14 protein-coding genes are annotated in these 20,289 nt (G+C 69.4%); 5 read left to right on the top strand and 9 right to left on the bottom strand.

The features are described from left to right. Window positions 1-12: 12 nt before the first annotated feature. Both KXD97_RS15785 and KXD97_RS15780 read right to left on the bottom strand, forming a co-directional pair. Window positions 13-3,033 (bottom strand): UPF0182 family protein, encoded by a 3,021-nt coding sequence (locus KXD97_RS15785; RefSeq protein WP_260757772.1) that lies wholly within the window; start codon window positions 3,031-3,033, stop codon window positions 13-15. 87 nt (window positions 3,034-3,120) lie between these two features. Further along, window positions 3,121-4,143, bottom strand: coding sequence for a PDZ domain-containing protein (locus tag KXD97_RS15780; protein ID WP_260757771.1), 1,023 nt, complete (start codon window positions 4,141-4,143; stop codon window positions 3,121-3,123). Between the two features lie 113 nt (window positions 4,144-4,256). On the opposite strand from KXD97_RS15780, the gene KXD97_RS15775 reads away from it, so the two are divergent. The 3 genes from KXD97_RS15775 (at window position 4,257) to KXD97_RS15765 (ending at window position 8,110) form a co-directional block, all read left to right on the top strand. Continuing rightward, complete coding sequence (locus KXD97_RS15775; protein WP_260757770.1) at window positions 4,257-5,663, top strand: zinc-dependent metalloprotease; 1,407 nt, start codon at window positions 4,257-4,259, stop codon at window positions 5,661-5,663. Between the two features lie 248 nt (window positions 5,664-5,911). Then, on the top strand, window positions 5,912-6,730 hold the full coding sequence (locus tag KXD97_RS15770; protein ID WP_260757769.1) for a cyclodehydratase: 819 nt from the start codon (window positions 5,912-5,914) through the stop codon (window positions 6,728-6,730). Window positions 6,731-6,772: 42 nt separating this feature from the next. Then, window positions 6,773-8,110, top strand: coding sequence for an AarF/ABC1/UbiB kinase family protein (locus KXD97_RS15765; RefSeq protein ID WP_260757768.1), 1,338 nt, complete (start codon window positions 6,773-6,775; stop codon window positions 8,108-8,110). Between the two features lie 20 nt (window positions 8,111-8,130). Here the strand turns inward: KXD97_RS15765 and KXD97_RS15760 are convergent, their stop codons facing one another. From KXD97_RS15760 to KXD97_RS15750, 3 genes are all read right to left on the bottom strand, one after another. Continuing rightward, on the bottom strand, window positions 8,131-8,406 hold the full coding sequence (locus tag KXD97_RS15760; protein WP_260757767.1) for a WhiB family transcriptional regulator: 276 nt from the start codon (window positions 8,404-8,406) through the stop codon (window positions 8,131-8,133). A gap of 131 nt (window positions 8,407-8,537) precedes the next feature. Continuing rightward, window positions 8,538-8,711 carry a hypothetical protein gene (locus KXD97_RS15755; protein ID WP_260757766.1) on the bottom strand — a complete coding sequence of 58 codons (174 nt, stop codon included), beginning with the start codon at window positions 8,709-8,711 and terminating at the stop codon, window positions 8,538-8,540. A gap of 107 nt (window positions 8,712-8,818) precedes the next feature. Further along, window positions 8,819-10,924, bottom strand: a complete 2,106-nt coding sequence (locus KXD97_RS15750; protein ID WP_260757765.1) for an ATP-dependent DNA helicase UvrD2 — start codon at window positions 10,922-10,924, stop codon at window positions 8,819-8,821. An 82-nt stretch (window positions 10,925-11,006) separates the two neighbouring features. Here KXD97_RS15750 and mrx1 point away from each other — a divergent pair, with 82 nt between their 5' ends. Beyond that, on the top strand, window positions 11,007-11,258 hold the full coding sequence (gene mrx1 / locus KXD97_RS15745; protein ID WP_260757764.1) for a mycoredoxin Mrx1: 252 nt from the start codon (window positions 11,007-11,009) through the stop codon (window positions 11,256-11,258). A 25-nt stretch (window positions 11,259-11,283) separates the two neighbouring features. On the opposite strand, the gene nudC is transcribed toward mrx1, so the two are convergent. Further along, window positions 11,284-12,210 (bottom strand): NAD(+) diphosphatase, encoded by a 927-nt coding sequence (gene nudC, locus KXD97_RS15740; RefSeq protein ID WP_260757763.1) that lies wholly within the window; start codon window positions 12,208-12,210, stop codon window positions 11,284-11,286. 126 nt (window positions 12,211-12,336) lie between these two features. Beyond that, a complete protein-coding gene (locus KXD97_RS15735; RefSeq protein ID WP_260757762.1) occupies window positions 12,337-13,416 on the bottom strand; it encodes a TrkA family potassium uptake protein in 1,080 nt (359 codons plus the stop codon). A gap of 46 nt (window positions 13,417-13,462) precedes the next feature. On the opposite strand from KXD97_RS15735, the gene KXD97_RS15730 reads away from it, so the two are divergent. Then, window positions 13,463-13,867 (top strand): hypothetical protein, encoded by a 405-nt coding sequence (locus KXD97_RS15730; protein WP_260757761.1) that lies wholly within the window; start codon window positions 13,463-13,465, stop codon window positions 13,865-13,867. Here the strand turns inward: KXD97_RS15730 and KXD97_RS15725 are convergent. Both KXD97_RS15725 and KXD97_RS15720 read right to left on the bottom strand, forming a co-directional pair. After that, window positions 13,852-17,142 carry an ATP-dependent DNA helicase gene (locus tag KXD97_RS15725; RefSeq protein ID WP_260757760.1) on the bottom strand — a complete coding sequence of 1,097 codons (3,291 nt, stop codon included), beginning with the start codon at window positions 17,140-17,142 and terminating at the stop codon, window positions 13,852-13,854. The genes KXD97_RS15730 and KXD97_RS15725 overlap by 16 nt on opposite strands. Further along, complete coding sequence (locus KXD97_RS15720; protein ID WP_260757759.1) at window positions 17,139-20,258, bottom strand: ATP-dependent DNA helicase; 3,120 nt, start codon at window positions 20,256-20,258, stop codon at window positions 17,139-17,141. Before KXD97_RS15720 ends, KXD97_RS15725 begins: the two co-directional genes overlap by 4 nt. Window positions 20,259-20,289 lie beyond the last annotated feature (31 nt).

The following is a 20,289-nucleotide window of genomic DNA, read 5'->3' as shown; positions in this document are numbered from 1 at the left end:
CGGCGTCGATGGTCAGTTCGTCGACTGGTATTCGCTCACCGCGTCGTCGAGGCGTTCCAGCGCCTCGCCGAACTGCGCGAAGTCACCGCTGCGCTGGGCTTCCCGCAGCGCGTCCAGCGCCGCGTTGACATTCTGCAGCGCAGTGGCTTTCGCCGCGGACAGCTGGGTCGGACCGCTCGGCGGCACCGCCGCCGGCACCTCCGGCTGTTGCGGCGCCGGCGCCTGACCAGGACGGTTCGGCTGCGCCGCGGGCGGCTGCTGATTGTTGTTGGCCTGCGGCCTCTCGGACGCCTGCCCGGCGGGCGGTTCGGTCGCCGCCGGCCCGGTCGCGGTGGCGTCCGCCCCAGGGCCGAACAGGTCGGTCAGCGCGTCACGCACCGTCGGTCCGTAACCGATCTGGTCGTTGTACATCATCGCGACGCGAATCAGACGCGGGTACGACGACGCGGCGTCCGTGGAGCCCGGCGACGCGTACACCGGTGCGACATAGAGCAACCCGCCTTGCCCGATCGGCAGCGTGAGCAGGTTGCCCCACCGGATCCGGTTCTGGTTGTCGCGGCCGATGACACCGAGGTCCTGGCTGACCGCGGTGTCGGTGCTGATCGCGTTGAACGCCAGCTTCGGACCGTTGACCTGCCCGGGAATCGTCAGCACCGTGAGCTTGCCGTACGTCTCGGGATCCGAGCTGGCGCTGATGTAGGCCGCGAGGAAGTCGCGACGGAACCGGTTCATCGCACTGGTCAGCTGGAATGACGCCGAATTGCTGTTCTGCGCAATGTCTTTGGCGACGATGTAGTACGGCGGCTGGTAGCTGCTGGCCGTCGGGTTCGGGTCCAGCGGGACGTCCCAGAAGTCCGACGTCGAGAAGAACGTCACCGGGTCGTCGACGTGGTACTTGGCCAGCAGCGCGCGCTGCACCTTGAACAGGTCCTCGGGATAGCGCAGGTGCTCCTGCAGCTCCGGAGAGATCGCGCTCTTGGGTTGGACGGTGTCCGGGAACACCTTCATCCATGCCTGCAGCACCGGGTCCTGCTCATCCTGGGCGTACAGGGTCACGGTGCCGTCGTAGGCGTCGACGGTGGCCTTCACCGAGTTACGGATGTAGGACACCTGCTTGTCGGGCTGCAGCCGGTTCAGCGCCACCTCGTTGGAGTCGGTGGTCGCCGACGACAGCGACATCAGCTCCGAGTACGGGTAGTTGTCCAGCGTGGTGTAGCCGTCGACAATCCACACGATGCGCTCGTTGACGATCGCCGGATAGATGGCGGTGTCGGTGGTCAGCCACGGCGCCACCGCCTCCACCCGCTTGGCCGGATCGCGGTTGAACAGGATCTTGCTGTTCTCGTTGATCACGTTGGAGAACAGGAAGTTGCGTTCGGCGTACTTCGCGGCGAACACGCTCCGGGTCAGCCAGTTGCCGATCGGCACACCGCCGCTGCCGGTGTAGGTGTAGTTGCGGGTGGCGGTGTTGGTCTCGTAGTCGTACTCGCGCGGGGCGCCGTTCTCGCCGACGATCGCATAATCGGCGGCGGTGCCGGCGATCACCGGGCCGAAGTAGATACGCGGCTGGGCCAGCGGGGCCGGGCCGGGTGAGACCACCTCGCCGTTGGGGCCCACGACGCTGGCCAGGAACTCCGGGTAGCCGCCGTTCTGGTTGGGGTCGTTGGCGATTCCGCGCACCGTGTTGGCCGGCGAGGCGATGAACCCGTTGCCGTGGGTGTACACGGTGTGCCGGTTGATCCAATCGCGCTGGTTGTCGATCAGGCGGTCGGGGTTCAGCTCGCGCGCGGCGACCACGTAGTCGCGCAGGTTGCCACCCTCGTCGCGGTAACGGTCCATGTTCAGCTGGTCGGGGAAGTAGTAGAAGTTCTTGCCCTGCTGGAACTGGGTGAACGCCGGGCTGACGATGTTCGGGTCGAGCACCCGGATGTTCGACGTGGTGGCCCGGTCGGCGGCCACCTGTTGCGCGGTGGCGGCGGCGTTGCCCGGATAGTCGCGGTATTCCACCGCTTCGTCGGTCAGACCGTAGGCCTGCCTGGTCGCCGCGATGCTGCGGCTGATGTATTCACTTTCCTTCTGCGCGGCGTTGGGACGCACGCTGATCTGCTCGACGACCAACGGCCAGCCCGCGCCGACGATCAGTGACGACAACAGCAGCAGCACCACACCGATCGCCGGGATGCGCAGGTCGCGCAGCACGATCGCGGAGAACACCGCGGCCGCGCAGATCACCGCGATCGCCAGCAGGATCAACTTGGCCGGCAGCACCGCGTTGATGTCGGTGTAGCCGGCGCCGGTGAACGGTTTGCCGCTGCGGGTGTGGCTGAGCAGTTCATACCGGTCGAACCAGTAGGCGACCGCCTTGAGCAGCATCAGGATGCCGACCAGCGTGATCAGTTGGATGCGGGCAGCCCGGCTCAGCGCGCCGCTGCGGCCGGCCAGCCGGATACCGCCGAACAGGTAGTGGCCCAACAGGTTCGCGATGAACGCCAGGAACGTCGCAGCAAACAGGTAGGTCAGCACGAGCCGATAGAACGGAAGATCGAACGCGTAGAAGCCGAGGTCGATGCCGAACTGCGGGTCGGCGACGCCGAAGCTGCCGCCATGCAGGAACAGCTGCACCTGCTGCCAGTAGTTCTGGGCGATCAGGCCGGCGAGCAAGCCGATCACGACCGGCACGCCAACCCCGACCAGACGCAGCCGCGCCATCACCGCGGTGCGGTAGCGGGCGACCGGGTCGTTGGGGCCGGCGGTCGGCACGAACACCGGCCGGGTGCGGTAGGCCAGCGCCAGCGCCGCGAACACGACACCGCCGATGACCAACGCGGCAGCCAAGAAGATGACCAGCCTGGTCACGATCTGGGTGGTGAACACCGACCGGTAACCGAGCTCGCCGAACCACAACCAGTCGACATAGGTGTCGATGAGCCGTGGGCCCAGCAGCAACAACACCACGACGACAATCGCGATGGCGATCAGAACCCGGCTTCGTCGGGTCAGACTCGGCATTCTCGCCGCGGGCCGCATCCCCACTCGTTACTCCACTCTCGGAAATTCCCAGCAGATCTTCAGGTGTGACAACTTAGACATCACTCTACGCATCGGCCCTGTGCCCGTGATTCAGCAGCGGGGGGGTTCACCACCAGCGGAAAGCGTGCGCATCCCGTCGATCGCATGCTCCAGAGTGTCCACCTTGAGCAGCTCGATGCCGTCGGCGTCGGCGGTCTTGGCTTCGGCGCAGTTGTCGGCGGGCACCAGGAACGCGGTGGCCCCGGCGTCCCGGGCGGCGGCGATCTTGTGGGTGATGCCGCCGATGGAGCCGACCTTGCCGTCACCGCTGATGGTGCCGGTGCCCGCGACGAACTTGCCGCCGTTGACGTCGCCGGTGGTCAGCTTGTCCACCACGGCCAGGCTGAACATCAGTCCTGCTGACGGTCCGCCGATGTTGGCCAGATTGAAGTCGATGGCGAACGGCGCCCAGGGCGCGTCGAGCACGTTGACCCCGAGGAAGCCCTGGGCGCGTTCCGGGTGGGAACCCAGCGTGATCTCGGTGGTGCCCATCGGCGCATTCTTGCGGCGATAGTCGACGACGATGGTATCCCCCGGCTTGGTGTCCTTGAGCAGCTCCTGGAACTGCTCCAGCGTCGCCACCGGGATGTTGTTGACCCCGTCGATGGCGTCACCGGCCTGCAGCTTGCCCTTTGACGGGCCGTCCTCGTCGATGCTCTCCACGGTGACGGCCATCGGGTACTTCAGGTACTGCAACGCGGCGTACTCGGCGCTGTCCTCGGACTGGCGGAAGTCCTTGGTATTTGCCTCGTCGATCTCTTCCCTGGTCTTGTCCGGCGGATACACCAGCTCGCGCGGGACGAGTTGATCGCGACCCGAGGCCCAGAAGATCAGCGCCTGACCGAGGGTCAGACCGTCCCGCTGGGCCACCGTGGTCATGTTCAGGTGCCCGGAGGTCTTGTGAACGTCGGCGCCCTCGATCGCGACGACCTCCTTGCCGTCGACCTCCCCGAGCGTGTCGAAGGTCGGCCCCGGGCCGAGCGCGACGTAGGGCACGGTCACCAATGTCAGCAACACCCCGAAGATCAGGATGGGCACCAGCGCGACGACCAGCGTGGAAATCCGCCTGTTCACGCCGCCCACAGTAAAGGTCGGCGACCGCGGCCGGCCGCGAAGACCACCCCGGTTCACTCTCAGCGTGACCCGGCCACCCGCACGCTGGGTCCCGGGTGAGTACCGTTGAGGGCATGGCTGACCTGCCTTTCGGCTTCTCCGCCGGGGACGACCCCGACCGCGACAAACCCAAGAAGGACCCCAACTCGGGTGGGGACCCGTTCGGCGGCGCCTTCCCCGGCGGCGAGTTCGACATGTCGCAGCTGGGTCAGATCTTCTCCAAACTCGGCGAGATGTTCAGCGGGGCAGGCACGTCGATGGCGGGCGGCAAGTCCGCCGGCCCGGTCAACTACGACCTGGCCCGCCAGCTGGCGTCCAACTCGATCGGCTTCGTCGCGCCCGTGCCGGAACAGACCGCGTCCGCGATCGCCGACGCGGTGCGGCTTGCCGAGACCTGGCTCGACGGTGTCACCCCGCTGCCCGCGGGCACCGTCCGCACGGCGGCGTGGACACCGACCGACTGGATCGACAACACCATGGAGACCTGGAAGCGGCTGTGCGATCCGGTGGCCGAGCAGATCTCGACGGTGTGGGCGCAGGCCCTGCCCGAGGAGGCCAAGGCGATGGCCGGGCCGCTGCTGTCGATGATGTCGCAGATGGGCGGGATGGCGTTCGGCTCACAGCTCGGTCAGGCGCTGGGCACGCTGTCAAAGGAGGTGCTGACCTCCACCGACATCGGTCTTCCGTTGGGCCCCAAGGGAGTCGCCGCGCTGATGCCCGAGGCGGTGGAGTCGCTGGCCGAGGGACTGGAGCAGCCGCGCAGCGAGATCGTCACGTTCCTGGCCGCCCGGGAGGCGGCCCACCACCGGTTGTTCAGTCATGTGCCGTGGCTGTCCACCCAGCTGCTCAACGCCGTGGAGGCGTTCGCCAAGGGCACCAAGATCGACATGTCCGGGATCGAGGAGTTCGCCCGCGGCTTCAACCCGGCGTCGCTGACCGATCCGTCCGAAATGGAGCAGCTGCTCAACCAGGGCATCTTCGAGCCGAAGGCCACCCCGGAGCAGACCGCGGCGCTGGAACGGCTGGAGACCACCCTCGCGCTGATCGAGGGTTGGGTGCAGACCGTGGTGTCCGATGCGCTCGGCGACCGCATCCCCGGCACGTCGGCGCTGTCCGAGATGCTGCGCCGCCGGCGTGCGACCGGAGGGCCGGCGGAGCAGACGTTCGCCACCCTGGTCGGCCTGGAACTGCGTCCCCGCAAGATGCGCGAGGCCGCCGACCTGTGGCGCAAGCTCACCGAGGCCGTCGGCGCCGACGCCCGCGACAGTGTGTGGCAGCACCCCGACCTGCTGCCCAGTGCCGCCGACCTCGACGAGCCGGCCGCCTTTATCGACCAGATGATCGGCGGGGACACCAGTGACATCGACAGCGCGATCGAGCAGGCTTTCGGCGAGGCGCTTTCCGGGGGACAGGACGAGGGTCCCCGCGAAGAAACCGGCGACGGCGGACGTGACGAGGGGCACGACGACCCGAAGGCCTGACCCCTCAACCCGTCCGCCCATGGTCGAAGTCACAACCGTCACAAATTTCCACGCTCTGCAGGGAAAGTCCGAGTAGACCCCTGAAAAACGCGGATAGTTGTGGCTCTTGGGGCTGGTGTGCCCCTCCGACGAGGTGGGTGATCCGTAGCCCATGCGTTCTCGCCGGCTGGGCCAGGGCGACCTCGCGGGTGAGACCGGCCCTGTGGATAACTGCGCCCGCCGACGTCGCGCCATGACACTGTCAATGCATGACGCGGTACGCGCTGAGCACCGCCACCCCGGTGCTGTCCCGCCCAGACGGCACCGTGCAGGTCGGGTGGGATCCGCGGCGCGCGGTCATCGTGCACCCGCCCGCCGGGCTGTCCGCCGCGGTCCTGGCCGAATTGCTGCGGGCGCTGCAGGGTGCGGCGACCGCGCCGGAGCTGCAGAGGCTGGCCGCCGGTCGAGGCGTGGCCGAAACCGTCGTCGCGGGTCTTCTCAGCCATCTCGTCGACCGCGGCGTCGTCACCGCTGCCCCGGCCGACGCCCGCGCGGCCTCGGTGCGGGTGCACGGCGACGGCCCGTTGACCGATCTGCTCACCGCATCGCTTCGCTGCTCGAATGTGCGGGTCAGCCTCAGCAGCCGGACCCACGCCTCGACCACGCAGGCCGATCTGGTGGTGCTGGCCGACTACCTGGTCGCCGATCCGCGGGTCGTGCGTGAACTGCACGACGGGGGTGTGGCGCACCTGCCGGTGCGGGTGCGCGACGGCACCGGGCTGATCGGGCCGCTGGTGATTCCCGGCGCCACCAGCTGCCTGCGCTGCGCGGACCTGCACCGCAGTGACCGTGACGCCGCCTGGCCCGCCGTCGCCGCGCAGCTGTGCCGCACAGTCGGCAGCGCGGACCGGGCCACGTTGCTGGCCACCGCCGCGCTTGCGCTCCACGAGATCGACCACGTCATCCGCGCGGTGCGCGGTGAGCGCGCCGACAGCCCCGCGACCCTGGACACCACACTGGAGTTCGAGGTGACCAGTGGATCGGTGACTGCGCGTCGCTGGTCGCGGCATCCGGACTGCGCATGCTGACATCGCGCGTTGCCAAGTCGTTGGTCGAAGTTCAGCGCCGTCATGGATGATGGACCGGTGAGTGAGATCAAGCGCGGGCGCGCGGCGCGCAACGCGAAGTTGGCGTCGCTGCCCGTCGGTATGGCAGGACGTGCCGCGCTCGGCATCGGCAAGCGGTTGACCGGCAAGTCGAAAGACGAGGTCAACGCCGAGCTGATGGACAAGGCGGCGCAGCAACTGTTCACCGTGCTCGGCGAGCTCAAGGGTGGCGCGATGAAGGTCGGCCAGGCCCTGTCGGTGATGGAAGCCGCCATTCCCGAGCAGTACGGCAAGCCCTACCGGGAGGCACTGACCAAGCTGCAGCGCGAGGCGCCACCACTGCCGGCCGCCAAGGTGCACCGGGTTCTCGACCAGCAGCTGGGCACCAAGTGGCGGGAACGCTTCCAGTCCTTCGATGACAAGTCGGTGGCATCGGCCAGCATCGGCCAGGTGCACAAGGCCGTCTGGTCCGACGGCCGCGAGGTCGCGGTCAAGATTCAGTACCCCGGCGCCGACGAGGCGTTGCGCGCCGACCTCAAGACCATGCAGCGCATGGTCAGTGTGCTCAAGCAGCTTTCCCCCGGCGCCGACGTGCAGGGGGTGGTCGACGAGCTGATCGAACGTACCGAGATGGAGCTCGACTACCGACTGGAGGCCGACAACCAGCGCGCGTTCGCGAAGGCCTACGAGGGCGACCCACATTTCGTGGTGCCGCGCGTGGTCGCCAGCGCGCCGAAGGTCGTCATCCAGGAGTGGATCGAAGGCATCCCGCTGTCGCAGATCATCCGGGAGGGAACCCAGGAGCAGCGCGACCTGATGGCCACCCGGCTGTTCGAGTTCTGCGACGACGCACCGACGCGGCTCGAGATGGTGCACGGCGACGCCCACCCCGGGAACTTCATGCTGCTGCCCGATGACAAGATGGGCGTCATCGACTTCGGCGCCGTCGCCCCGATGCCCGGCGGCTGGCCCGTCGAGCTCGGCCAGATCCTGCGCTACGCGGTGGACAAGAACTACGACAAGTTGCTGCCCACCATGGAGAAGGCCGGCTTCATCCAGAAGGGTCAGCGGGTCTCCACCCGCGAGATCGACGACATGCTCAAGCAGTACGTCGAACCGCTGGAGGTGCCGGTGTTCCACTACACCCGGCGGTGGTTGCAGAAGATGACCGCCCTGGAGTTGGACAAAGCTGCCGGCCAGATCAAAACGGCCCGGCAGATGGACATCCCGCCGAAGCTGGCGATCCCGATGCGGGTGATCGCATCCATCGTCGCGATCTCCTGCCAGCTCGACGCGCACGTCGACACCCGGCGTATCGCCATGGAGAAGGTGCCCGGATTCGCCGACCCCGACGCGGTGTGAGCGCCGGGGCCGACTGAATCTCACGCGGCCACAGTTTCTTTGGCGTCCTTTCTTGGCCGTCCGCGGGGCCGCTTGCGCGCGATGACCGCACCCCGGTCGAGGATCTCACCACCCCAGACGCCCCACGGCTCCTGACGCTGCAGCGCAGCGTTGAGGCATTCGCGCCGGATCGGGCAGTCCGCACACAGCCCCTTGGCCCGTTCCAGATCCTGGGGATCCTCGGCGAACCACAGATCGGGGTCCTCGACATGACACGGCACCGTTAACTTCGTCTTCTCGCATGTCGGCGAAGACATGTCGCTCCTCTGCTTCCTGGTCGTTGGTGCTGTCTGTGCTGTGAACTTCTCGGGGATCTGCGACCAGAAACGACGAAGGCCACGGATCCGTGATTGCGGGTCCGTGGCCTGGTTGGCGGTTGGGGGCTTACCTAGAGGTAGCCCCCCACGGACGCAATCGCACCGGCGGCGGCGCGGCGCTTACGCGGCGCGGCGGCGACGGCTGCGGCGGTGATGGGATGAGCGGGACGTGCCCAGAACTGGGCAGGGAGGGTCCGCGACATGGCGGCAGCTACGCCGGCAACCGTGAAAACGTTGCTGTTCATGATGGGCACCCTCCTCTCGCACAAGGCCGTGGTCTGCGTGTTCTGAGGCTAGAGGTTAGCAGCAAAATCGCACAACACATTTTTGACCAGCGCTTTTGGCGCGATCTTTACGCTTTTTGGCGGCCTTTGACCAGTGCGAGGATGTCCGGCCCGTACTGCTCGAGCTTGCGGGCGCCGATACCGGGGATGGCCACCAACGCGGCGTCGTCGGACGGCAGCGATTCCGCGATCGCGATCAGGGTGTTGTCGGTGAACACGACGTACGCGGGCACACTCATCTCCTTGGAGACCCGCAGCCGCCAATCCTTCAGCTCGGCCAGCAGTTCCTCGTCGATGTCCGAAGGGCAGCTCTCGCACCGGCGCAACATGATCGCCGGCGGTGTGGTCAGCGGCGCGTTGCACACCCGGCAGCGCGGCGCCGGTCCACGAGGCTTCCGCGGCTTGCTGGGCCCGTCGTCCCGCTGGGACTGCGGCGCGATGCCGTTGAGGAACCGGGACGGCCGCCGCCCCTGCCGACCGCCCGGGTTGCGGGCCAGCGCCCAGCTCAGCGTCAAATGCACACGCGCCCTGGTGATTCCGACATAGAGGAGGCGACGCTCCTCCTCCACGGGCTCGCTGTCGGGGCCGTGGGCGAGCGCGTGGCTGATCGGCAGGGTGCCGTCGGCCAGCCCGACCAGATACACCGCGTCCCACTCAAGGCCCTTGGCGGCGTGCAGCGAGGCCAGGGTGACGCCCTGCACCACAGGTGGGTGGCGGGCGTCGGCGCGCTGCCGCAACTCGGTGAGGAGTCCCCGAAGATCCAGATGCGGACGTTGGGCCACCTCGTCGTCGACGAGCTCGGCGAGCGCGGTCAGGGCGTCCCAGCGGTCGCGGGCCTTGACGCCTGCGGGTGGCTCCGCTGTCAGGCCCAGCGGCTCCAGCGTGGCGCGCACCAGTTCGGGCAGCGGATCCTCGATGTGGCCGCGCTCGGCGACGCGCTGCAACGCCAGCAGGCCCTGCCGGATCTCCTGGCGGCTGAAAAACCCCTCACCGCCGCGCACCTGAAACGCGATGCCGGCCTCGGTGAGGGCCTCCTCGTAGACTTCTGACTGAGCGTTGATGCGGTAGAGCACGGCGATTTCCGAAGCGGCAGTACCGGATTCGATGAGCTTGCCGATGCTGCGGGCCACCGCGGTCGCTTCGGCGACCTCGTCGGGATACTCCTTGAACACCGGTTCGGGCCCCGGCGGGCGCTGGCCGATCAGGTGTAGCCGGCTGCCCGCCATCCGCCCGCGCGCGGCCGCGATCACCCGGTTGGCCAGCGAGACGACCTGCGGGGTGGAGCGGTAGTCGCGCTCCAGCCGCACCACCGCGGCCTCGGGGAACCGTCGCGAGAAGTCGAGCAGGTAGCGCGGTGAGGCGCCGGTGAACGAGTAGATGGTCTGGTTGGCGTCGCCGACGACCGTCAGGTCGTCGCGGCCGCCCAGCCAGGCGTCGAGCACGCGCTGCTGCAGCGGCGTGACGTCCTGGTACTCGTCGACGACGAAGCAGCGGTACCGGTCACGGAACTCCTGGGCCACCGCGCTGTCGTTCTCGATGGCGGCGGCGGTGTGCAACAGCAGGTCGTCAAAGTCCAGCAGCGCCATGCCTTCTCGGCGTGATTTGAGGGTCTCGTAGTTGGCATAGGCCGTCGCGACCTTCTCCGCGTCGAACGGGATGTCGCGGCCGACCTCGGCGACGGCCTGCGCGTAGGCCTCCGGAGTGATCAGTGACGCCTTGGCCCACTCGATCTCCCCGGCGAGGTCACGGACATTGTCGGTGCCGGTAGGGAGCCCGGTGCGGTTGGCGGCCTGGGCGACGACGGCGAACTTGCTGTCCATCAGCTGCCACTCGGTGTTGCCGACCACGCGCGGCCAGAAATACGACAGCTGGCGCCGGGCGGCGGCGTGAAACGTCTGCGCCTGCACCGCGCCGGTGCCTGCGCCCTCGTCAAGGGCGCGCAACCGGCCCCGCATCTCCCCGGCCGCGCGCTGGGTGAAGGTGACCGCCAGCACCTGACCGGGGGCGACGTGGCCGGCCGTCACCAGATGGGCGATGCGGCGGGTGATGGTGCGTGTCTTCCCGGTGCCCGCACCGGCGAGCACGCAGACCGGGCCCCGGGGCGCCAGCACCGCCTCGCGCTGTTCGGAGTCGAGGTCACCCAGCAGCCGGTCACGAGAGGCTGTCGAGGGCATGCCGACCATCATGTCAGCGTGCCCCGACAAGCGCGGACCTCGGGACGGGCATGTCGGGCGCGTCGGCTACGTTGATGGGCTTATGAGCGCTGACGAAGCCACCCTGACCATGTACACGACCACGTGGTGCGGCTACTGCTCGCGTCTGAAGATGGCGTTGAAGTCCGAGGGCATCAGCTGGACCGAGGTCGACATCGAGGCCGATCCCTCCGCCGCGGAGTTCGTCGGGTCGGTCAACGGAGGCAACCACGTCGTGCCGACGGTGAAGTTCACCGACGGCTCCACGCTGACCAATCCGAGCATCAAGCAGGTCAAAGCCAAGCTGGCCGGATAACTCGCAGGGCCCGGCTCCGGCGACGTCAGTCCAGCGCGGCCCAGGATTCGATGATCTCCCGCGCGATCGAGATCGACCCGGGCAGCAGTAGTTTCGAGGTGCTGCCCGAACTCCAGTCCCCCTGGTCGAGCGCCTCGCGGATCTCGGCACGGGTGAACCATGCGGCTTCGGCGATCTCGCCGTCGTTGAAGGAGAACGGTTGCTCGGGGTCACCGAGGGCGTGGAAACCGACCATCAGCGACCGCGGGAACGGCCACGGCTGAGACCCCAGGTACTCGACGTCGGTGACGGTCAGGCCGATCTCCTCGGCGATCTCACGCACCACGCAGGACTCGAACGACTCCCCCGCCTCGACGAAGCCGGCCAGAATCGAGAACAGCCGCGGCGGCCACACCGTCTGTCGGGCCAGCACCGCGCGGTCGTGCCCGTCGTGCACCAGGCAGATCACCGCGGGGTCGATGCGCGGGAACTCCTCGTGACCGGTGACCGCGTTGATCCGCGCCCAGCCGCTCTTGATCGGCGTGGTCGGGGCACCATCGACCGGGCTGAAGCGGGCATGGTCGTGCCAGTTCAGCAGCGCGGTCGCGGTGGCGACCAGTTGAGCGCTGACGTCGTCGAACACCTCGCCGGTGCGACGCAGGTCGAGCACTTCGAGCGGGGCGTCGGAGTCCTCCGGGGGTTCGAGCTCCGAGCGCAGCGCCCACACGTGGGTGCCGTCGCCGAGCTTGCCGAGAAACACGGCGTCCTCGGGCGGGGCGGCACCGGCGGACACGGCGCGATTCAGCACCGCGCGGCCGCCGGAGATCAACACCTGGTTACGCCGGTCTACCCGCAGCAAGAGCGCGTCGGGCCATCCGGCGACCGCGGCGTCGACATCGGTGCGCAACGTGTCGGCGCGGTCGGCGCCAACCCGGGACAGCAGCGGGACATTGCGTAGCCGGAAAGGTGTCATCGCTGCCTTCTGCTCTTCGCGCAAGCGCTCATCGCTGCCTTCTGCTCTTCACTCGACGGCTCCTCGCCCGAGGGCTCGTCGCGGCGCAAGCGCTCATCGCTGCCTTCTGCTCTTCGCGGCAAGCGCTCATCGCTCCTCGTCCGCGGACCTGATGTAGAGCAGCCTGTCTCCCGGCTCCAGAGCGTCGACCTCGGGGTCGTCGACCCGGATCAGCCTGTTGCCGCGGACCACACCGAGCACGATGTCGGGCAGATGGCGTGGCGAGCCACCGACCTCCTTCGGCGTGACCTCCCGTTCGGCGATCGCGAAACCGCGGTCGGGGGTGAGCAGATCCTCCATCATCTCGACGACGCTGGGGGTCTTTACCGCGATGCCGAGCAAACGGCCCGCCGTCTCGGAGGTGACGACGGTCGAGTCCGCCCCGGACTGCTTGAGTAGGTGTTCATTGTCGGTTTCGCGCACCGCGGCGATGATCTTGGCCTTCGGCGCGAGTTCGCGGGCGGTGAGGGTGACCAGGACAGCGGTGTCGTCCCGGTTGGCCGCGACGATGATGGTCCTGGCGTGCTGAGCGCCGGCCAGGCGCAGAACCTCGGAGTCGGTGGCACTGCCGCGAACGGTGACCAGGCCCGCGCTCTTGGCGCGTTCCAGGGCCGCGGTGTCCTCGTCGACCACCACGATGTCGCCGGGTGCGATCTCGTCGCCGACCATCGCCGCGGCGGCGGTGCGGCCCTTGGTGCCGTAGCCGACGATGATGATGTGGTTGCGCAATCTGCTCCTCCAGCGCTGGATTTGATAGACCTGACGCGATTGCGTGGTGAGGGTCTCGACGGTGGTGCCGATCAGCACGATCAGGAAAGCCACCCGCAGCGGCGTGATCACCAGGACGTTGACCAGGCGCGCCTCCGGGGTGATCGGGGTGATGTCGCCGTAACCCGTCGTCGACAGCGACACCGTCGCGTAGTACAGGCAGTCCAGGAAGGACAGTGGATTCTCTTGGCTGTCGCGGTACCCGTCGCGGTCGAGGTAGACGATCAGCACCGCGGCGAACAGCGCCCCCAGCGCGTAGATGACGCGTACGGTGATGCGCCGCGCCGGGCTCACCGTCTCGGTCGGGATCTGCACGCGGTCGGTGAGCGCGTGAACCGGAAGATCGGCCAGCGCCTGATCGAACCGGCGTACCCGCCGGCGTAGACGTCCCTTAGCCACGAGGGCCGGTCAAGGAGTGAGGCAGCCGCACCAGCACAATGTAATCATGACCACGTCTCCAACGGCACGGCAGCAGATCACGAAGTCCTCACGCGGCGCCCGAATGGGCGCCTGGCTGGTCGGCATGGGCATCCTGCATTTCGTCGCCCCGAAGCCCTTCGACTCGATCGTGCCCGCGGAACTCCCCGGCACACAGCGCTTCTACACTTACGCCTCCGGTGCCGCCGAGGTCGGTGTGGGCGCACTGCTGCTGGCGCCGAAGACCCGCAAGGCCGGCGCGCTGTCGGCGATCGCGTTGTTCGTCGGCGTGTTCCCCGGCAACGTGAACATGGTCCGGCTGTGGTTCAACGACCCGACCAAGTCACTGCCCATGCGGTTGGGTGCGATCGCCCGACTGCCGTTGCAGATCCCGATGATCACGCAGGCCTGGAAAATCTACCGCGACAGCTGAGCCACCTCCCCGTCCCGGGACCGGTCGGTCAGCAGCGCGATCAACTCGTCCTCGTCGGGCAGGTGGTCCGGGATGACCGTGCGTCCGGACCGCACATAATGGAACGCTGCGCGCACCGAGGACAGCGGGCAGTCATGCAGGCGTGCCCACGCCAACCGGTACACCGAGAGCTGAACAGCATTGTGCCGCAACTCCTCTTCGGTCGGCGGCAGCTCGCCGGTCTTCCAGTCCAGCACCGTGACCCCGCCGTCGTCGTCGGCGAAGACCGCGTCGATGCGGCCGCGGACCACCCGTGCGCCGATCATCATGTCGAACGGCACCTCCACATCGATCGGGGTGCGAGCAGCCCACGGTGACACCACGAACGCGTTCTGCAGCTCCTCCAGCTCGCCACGATCGTCACGGTCGGCGTCCACCGCGCCGGGCAGGTCATCGAGATCGAACAGCTTCTCGGCCTGGAAGTAGCGTTGCACCCAGTCGTGAAATGCGCTGCCCAGCAGGGCCTGTGCATCCGGGCGCCGGGGCAGCCGGCGCTGCAGACGTGCGGCGACCGCCTCCGGGTCGCGGCCGAGTTCGACCATCGCGCTGACCGACAACTGCTGCGGCAACGGACGCACCGGCCGCCGGGCGGCACGTTCGCGTTCGGCCAGCAGTGCGTCGACGTCGGCGGCCCATTCGTGGACATCGGGTGTCGGATCCGGTGGTGACTCGGCGGACATCGCCGAGGCGACCAGCTGCGCGCCCCGGTCGGTGTGCGCACGCCGACCGCCCAGCGGATCTTCCGGCCACACGGCCTCGACCACCCGGTCGCGCAGCGGGTTGGACTCACCGTCGGCGGGGGCGTCAGTCCAGATGTCGACGGTTCCACACGGAGTTCCGTCGGCGATCGACGCGTCGATGACGTCCTTGAGTTCGGTCAGGAACGTCGACGGACCTCTGGGCTTGGATTCGGTCGCACCCCAGTGATGGCCCGACACCAGCAGCGTGTCCTCGGCGCGGGTGATGGCCACGTACAGCAGGCGGCGCTCTTCGTCGGTGCGACGTTGGTCCAGGCTGCGCTTGTGGTCATAGATCTTGTCGGACAAGCCTTTCCGGTCGCTGACGTCGGAGGTGTCGAGCACCGGAACGCCGTGTTCTGACACCGCCGCGCAGTCACCGCGCAGCAGCGGGGGCAGGTCGGCGGCGTCGGTGAGCCAGGTGCGCGGGGAGGCGGTGGACGGGAAGATCCGAGCGGACAGGTGCGGCACGGCGACGAGCTGCCATTCCAGGCCCTTGGCGGCGTGCACGGTGAGGATCTGCACGCGGTCCGCTGACACCGTGACCTCGGCGGGCGCCAGACCGTTCTCCACCTGCTCGGCGGTGTCGAGATAGGCCAGCAGCGCCGACACCGTGGTGGCGCCCCGGGACGCGAAGTCGGCCACCACGTCGGCGAACGCGTCGAGGTGCTCGGTGCCCGACCATCCTGCCGAGACTGGTTGTGCGGCACGGACTTCGGTGTCGATACCGAGGACGCGGCGCACCTCGGCGAGTAGCTCGGGCAGCGGGCTGTCCAGATGGGCGCGCAGCGCGGTCAGTTCACGCCCCAGCGCGACGATCCTGGCGTGCCCCTGCGGGGAGTACGCCGCGGCCGGGCCCGGATCGCAGATCGCGTCGGCCAGGCACGCGGCGTCAGCGTCCGGACCGAGTTGCGCGACGATCCCGGCGGTCGTCGACACCGCATCGGGCGCGGGACCGCCCGCGTCGACGAGGGTGACCGCCCGCCGCCACAGCGCCGCGACGTCGCGGGCGCCCAGGCGCCACCGTGGCCCGGTCAATACCCGCACTGCCGCCGCCCCGGCGGTCGGGTCGGCCGCCAGCCGCAGCATGGCGACCACATCGGAGACCTCCGGCACCGCCAGGAGGCCCGCGAGGCCGACCACCTCCACGGCGACTCCCCGACGGGTCAGCGCATCGGCCATCGGTCCGGCGTCGACGTTGCGGCGCACCAGCACTGCGGCCGTCGGCGCCGCCCCACCGGAAGCGGAACCGGCGTGCCACCGCGACGCGATCTGCTCGGCGACCCACTCCCGTTCGGCCTCCACGTCGGTCAGCAGCGCACACCGCACGCTGCCGGGCTCGGCGCCCGGGCGCGGCTGCAGCGCGCGGACCGAAACCGACCGGCGCCGGGCTTCGACGGACACCTCGTTGGCAAGGTGCAGGACTTCGGGCGGGTTGCGCCAACTGGTGCGCAGCTCCAGCGTCGGCGCCGGGCTGCCGTCCGCCAGCGGGAAGTCGGTGGTGAACCGCGGCAGGTTGGTCGCCGAGGCTCCGCGCCAGCCGTAGATCGACTGGATCGGGTCCCCGACGGCGGTCAGCGCCAGCCCGTCGTCGGCACCGCCGCCGAACAACGAGGACAGCGCCACCCGCTGCGCATGCCCGGTGTCCTGGTACTCGTCGAGCAGGACCACGCGGTAGCGTTGCCGCAGCTGTTCGCCGACCTGCGGGCACTGCGCGGCCAACCGCGCGGCCGAGGCCATCTGCATCCCGAAATCCATCACCCGCTCCTGCCGCATCCGCTGGTGCAGCGCGTCGATGAGTGGGACGAGCATGGTGCGCTCGGTCTGGGTGGCGAGCATGCGGAGGAGCCACTGGCTGGGCCCGCGATCGCGCTGGTAACGGCCCGCGGGCAAGTGGTGCACCAATCGCTCCAGCTCGACATGGGTGTCGCGCAGCTGAGCAGTGTCGACGAGGTGTTCGGAAAGCTGCCCGGCCAACCGCAGCACCATGTCGGTGATCGAGGCCGGCGACTTCTCGGTGTCGAGGGCCGCCGGATGTTCACACACCACCCTGAACGCCAGCTGCCACAACTCGGTTTCGCCGAGCAGCCTGGTGTCGGGTTCGGCGGGGAGCAGCAGACCGAAGTCGCGGAGCAGATTCCCGGCGAATGCGTGGTAGGTGCTGATCGTGACGGGGTCGTCGGCGAGATCCGCACTGCCCGCCGGGAGCATCAGACCCGCCCCAGCCAGCCGGGCCAGCCGGGCACGGACCCGGCGCAGCAGCTGCCCGGCCGCCTTGCGGGTGAAGGTCAGACCGAGCACCTCCCCGGGCCGGGCGTACCCGTTGGCCACCAGCCACACCACCCGTGCGGCCATCGTCTCGGTCTTGCCCGCCCCGGCGCCGGCGATCACCACGAGTGGTCCCGGCGGGGCCGAGATCACGGCGGCCTGCTCGTCGGTGGGCTCGAAAAGACCCAGTGCTGTGGATAATTCGGCGGGACTGTACCGCGGACCCGTCATGCGTCCCTCCTGGTGTTCTGCGCCGGGCACATGGCGCGGACCGGGCAGTGCGCGCAGCCGTCGTTGATCCGGGCGGCGAACTCCGGCCCTTGCGTGGCTGCGGCTGCCTCGTGGACCTGGGCTTCCCACTCGCTGCGGCCGTCGGCGGTCAGCGCGTCCTGGTGGCGTTCGGTCGCGCCGCCACCGGTGGTCTTGCCGAGGTAGACCAGGCGTCCGCCTCCCGGTTCGTCACCGTCGGGCAGCAGGCCGGCCGCCACCGCCAGCTGGTACAGCGCCAATTGGGCGTGGCTCTGGGCGTCGTCCTTGCTCACCGGGCTCTTGCCGGTCTTGATGTCGATGACGACGAGCCGGCCTTCACTGTCGCGTTCCAGGCGGTCCAGTCGCCCGCGCACTCGCACGGCCGGCCGCTCGCCGTCGGCCTCGCCGACCTTCCCGTCGACCTCGACCTCGGTGCCGACCTCGGTGAGCTCCCCGCGGGTCTCCTCCCGCCACCGCAGAAAGGTACGCAGCATCTCCAGGTGCCGGGCCTGTTCGTTGTCGGCATACCATCGGGCATCGAAAGGAAGCTCGCCCCAGACCTTTTCGAGTCCATCGAGCAGCTGGGCCTCGGTGCGGCCCGCTTCGGAGATCAGGGCGTGCACCAGCGAGCCGAGGCTGGAGCGCACGTCACGGCCACGGGATCCGCCGTGGCGCTCCAGCAACCACCGCAACGGGCAGTCCGACAGCATCTGCAGTGTCGACGGCGACAGCGTCACCACGTGGTCGTCGCCCTCCCACAGCGGTTCGGCGCTGGACAGGTCGCGGGCTCCGTACCACGTCGCCGGATCCGCGCCATGCACCCCGGCCTCGGCCAGACGCGCCAGTTGCGCTGCGGCGCAGGCTCTTTCCATGTCATCAACCGCGTCCGGCGCTGCGCACACCACCGACCGCAAACGACCGACGACGGCCGACGGCGCCAGCACCCTCGGAGCGCTGATCGGCGGCGGCGGCTGAGGTGCCGGTTCAGTGGCCAGCGCGGCGATCTCATGGCAGAAGGAGGACGGCAGCATCGCAGCGTCCCCGCTGTCGCTGTCGACCGCCGTCACCAGCAGCCGGCCGCGGGCGCGGCCGATCGCTGCGATCAGTAGCCTGCGCTCCTCAGCCAGCAGCGGTGCCCGGCTCGACAGGGCGCGGTCCCCGGCGTCGACGACGCCGTCGATGACGTCCACCAGCTGCTGGGTGCCCAACACCCCGCCGCGCGGAGCGACGTTGGGCCACAAGCCTTCCTGCAGTCCAGCGAGCACCACGAACTCCCACTCCCGGTCCAACGCGGAGTGCGCGCTCAGCAGCGCGACCGCCTCCGGCGCCTGCTCGACGGACCGGGCCGGCGGCAGCGACAACGCGCCGATGTGATCGACCAAGCCGCGCAGCGACGCGCCGGCGGTCCGCGCGACGTACTGTTCGGCCACGTCGAACATCGCGGTGATGGCATCGAGGTCGCGATCGGCCTGAACCGCGGCCGGGCCGCCCCGTTCGCTGGCGGCCAGCCAGCGCCGTTGCAGGCCGCAACGGTGCCAGGCCTGCCAGAGGGTGTGGCGCGGGTCGCGTCCCTCGTCAGCGCTGCGCCGGGCGGCGGCCAGCACCCCGGCGACCCGCCGCAGTGCCCGCGCCTGCTCGTCGGGCAACGAGTTCTCGTCGCGGTGCAGAGCGTCGACCAGCAGATCACCGAACGCCCCGGGTGCGCCCGGGGCCGCCCGGCGCAGCGCCCGGCGCAGCTGCCGCAGCGAGACGGGGTCGACGCGCCCGATCGGTCCGGTGACCAGTGCCAGCGCCCGGTCACCGTCGAGGCCGTCGGCGGTGGCCTCCAGAACGGTCAGCAGTGCCCGCACCGCCGGCTGGTCGGCCAGCGGAGAATCGTTCTGCGGCAGGTCCACCGGCACGCCCGCTGCCGCCAGTGCGCGGCCCAGCGCGGCGCCCGTCCGCGGCACGGACCGGACGATCACCGCCATCTGTGACCACGGCACGCCGTCGACCAGGTGCGCCCGGCGCAGGGCGTCGGCGATCAGCGCCGACTCGGCGTGCTGGGATGCGGCGATGCGCACCGCGACCGAACCTGCCGCGTCCGTGCCGGTGAACTCCCGCACGGCGTCGGGACCGGGCAGTCGGCGCCCGACCGCGGCGATCAGCTCGGCGATCCGAGCCGCACTCCGGTAGGAGCGCGTCAGGGCCAGTGCGGGCCCGTCGCCGCGCAGCAGCGCGGGATCGGCGCCGCGGTAACCGAACACCGTCTGATGGGGATCGCCGGCGATCACGGTCAGCTCGGCGCCGGCGGAGAGCACCTCGACCAGGCGGGCGGCCTGGGGGTCGAGGTGCTGGGCGTCGTCGACCAGCAGCAGCTGCACCCGCGCCCGCTCGGCGACCAGCAGGTCGGCGTCGGTGGCGAACGCCTCCAGCGCCGCACCGACGAGTTCGGCGGCTCCCAGGGCCGGCACGGTGGCCTGCGGGGCGGCCATACCCACCGCCGCCCGCAGCAGCATGATCTGCTCGTAGGCCTGGGCGAACCGGCCCGCGGCCTGCCACTCCGGCCGGCCTGCGGACCGGCCGAGGCGTTGCAGCGCAAGCGGATCGACGCCGCGCTCGCTGCAGCGGGCCATCAGGTCGCGCAGTTCGGTGGCGAACCCGACGGTGCTCAGCGCCGGCCGCAGCCGCTCCGGCCACCGGACGGGTGACGCGTCGCCGTCCTCGAGGTCACCGGTCAGCAGCTCACGGATGATGCCGTCCTGCTCGGCGCTGGTGATCAGCCGCGGCGGCGGGCTGCCGTTGCGCTGGGCGGCCAGCCGCAACACCGCGAACGCGTAGGAGTGCACCGTGCGCACCAGCGGCTCGCGCACGGCGCTGCGTCCCCCGGCGCCGAGCAGGGCGGTGGTGATGGCCGCCCTGGCCTGCGTATTGAGCCGGGCCGAACCTGTCAGCAGCAGAACTGATTCCGGGTCCCGCCCGGCCTGGATGTGGGCCGCGGCGGTGTCCACCAGCAGCGTGCTCTTACCGGTGCCGGGCCCGCCCAGCACGCGGAATGTGCCCCGCACGTCCCGTCGACTGAGGACTTCGGCGGTGAGTTCGGCGTGCGGCGCGGACATGCACGCATCAGATCACGGGGGTCCGACAACA

It is taken from the genome of Mycobacterium sp. SMC-8 (assembly GCF_025263565.1).
Classification (GTDB): domain Bacteria; phylum Actinomycetota; class Actinomycetes; order Mycobacteriales; family Mycobacteriaceae; genus Mycobacterium.
This window is presented reverse-complemented; position numbering and strand designations above follow the sequence as displayed.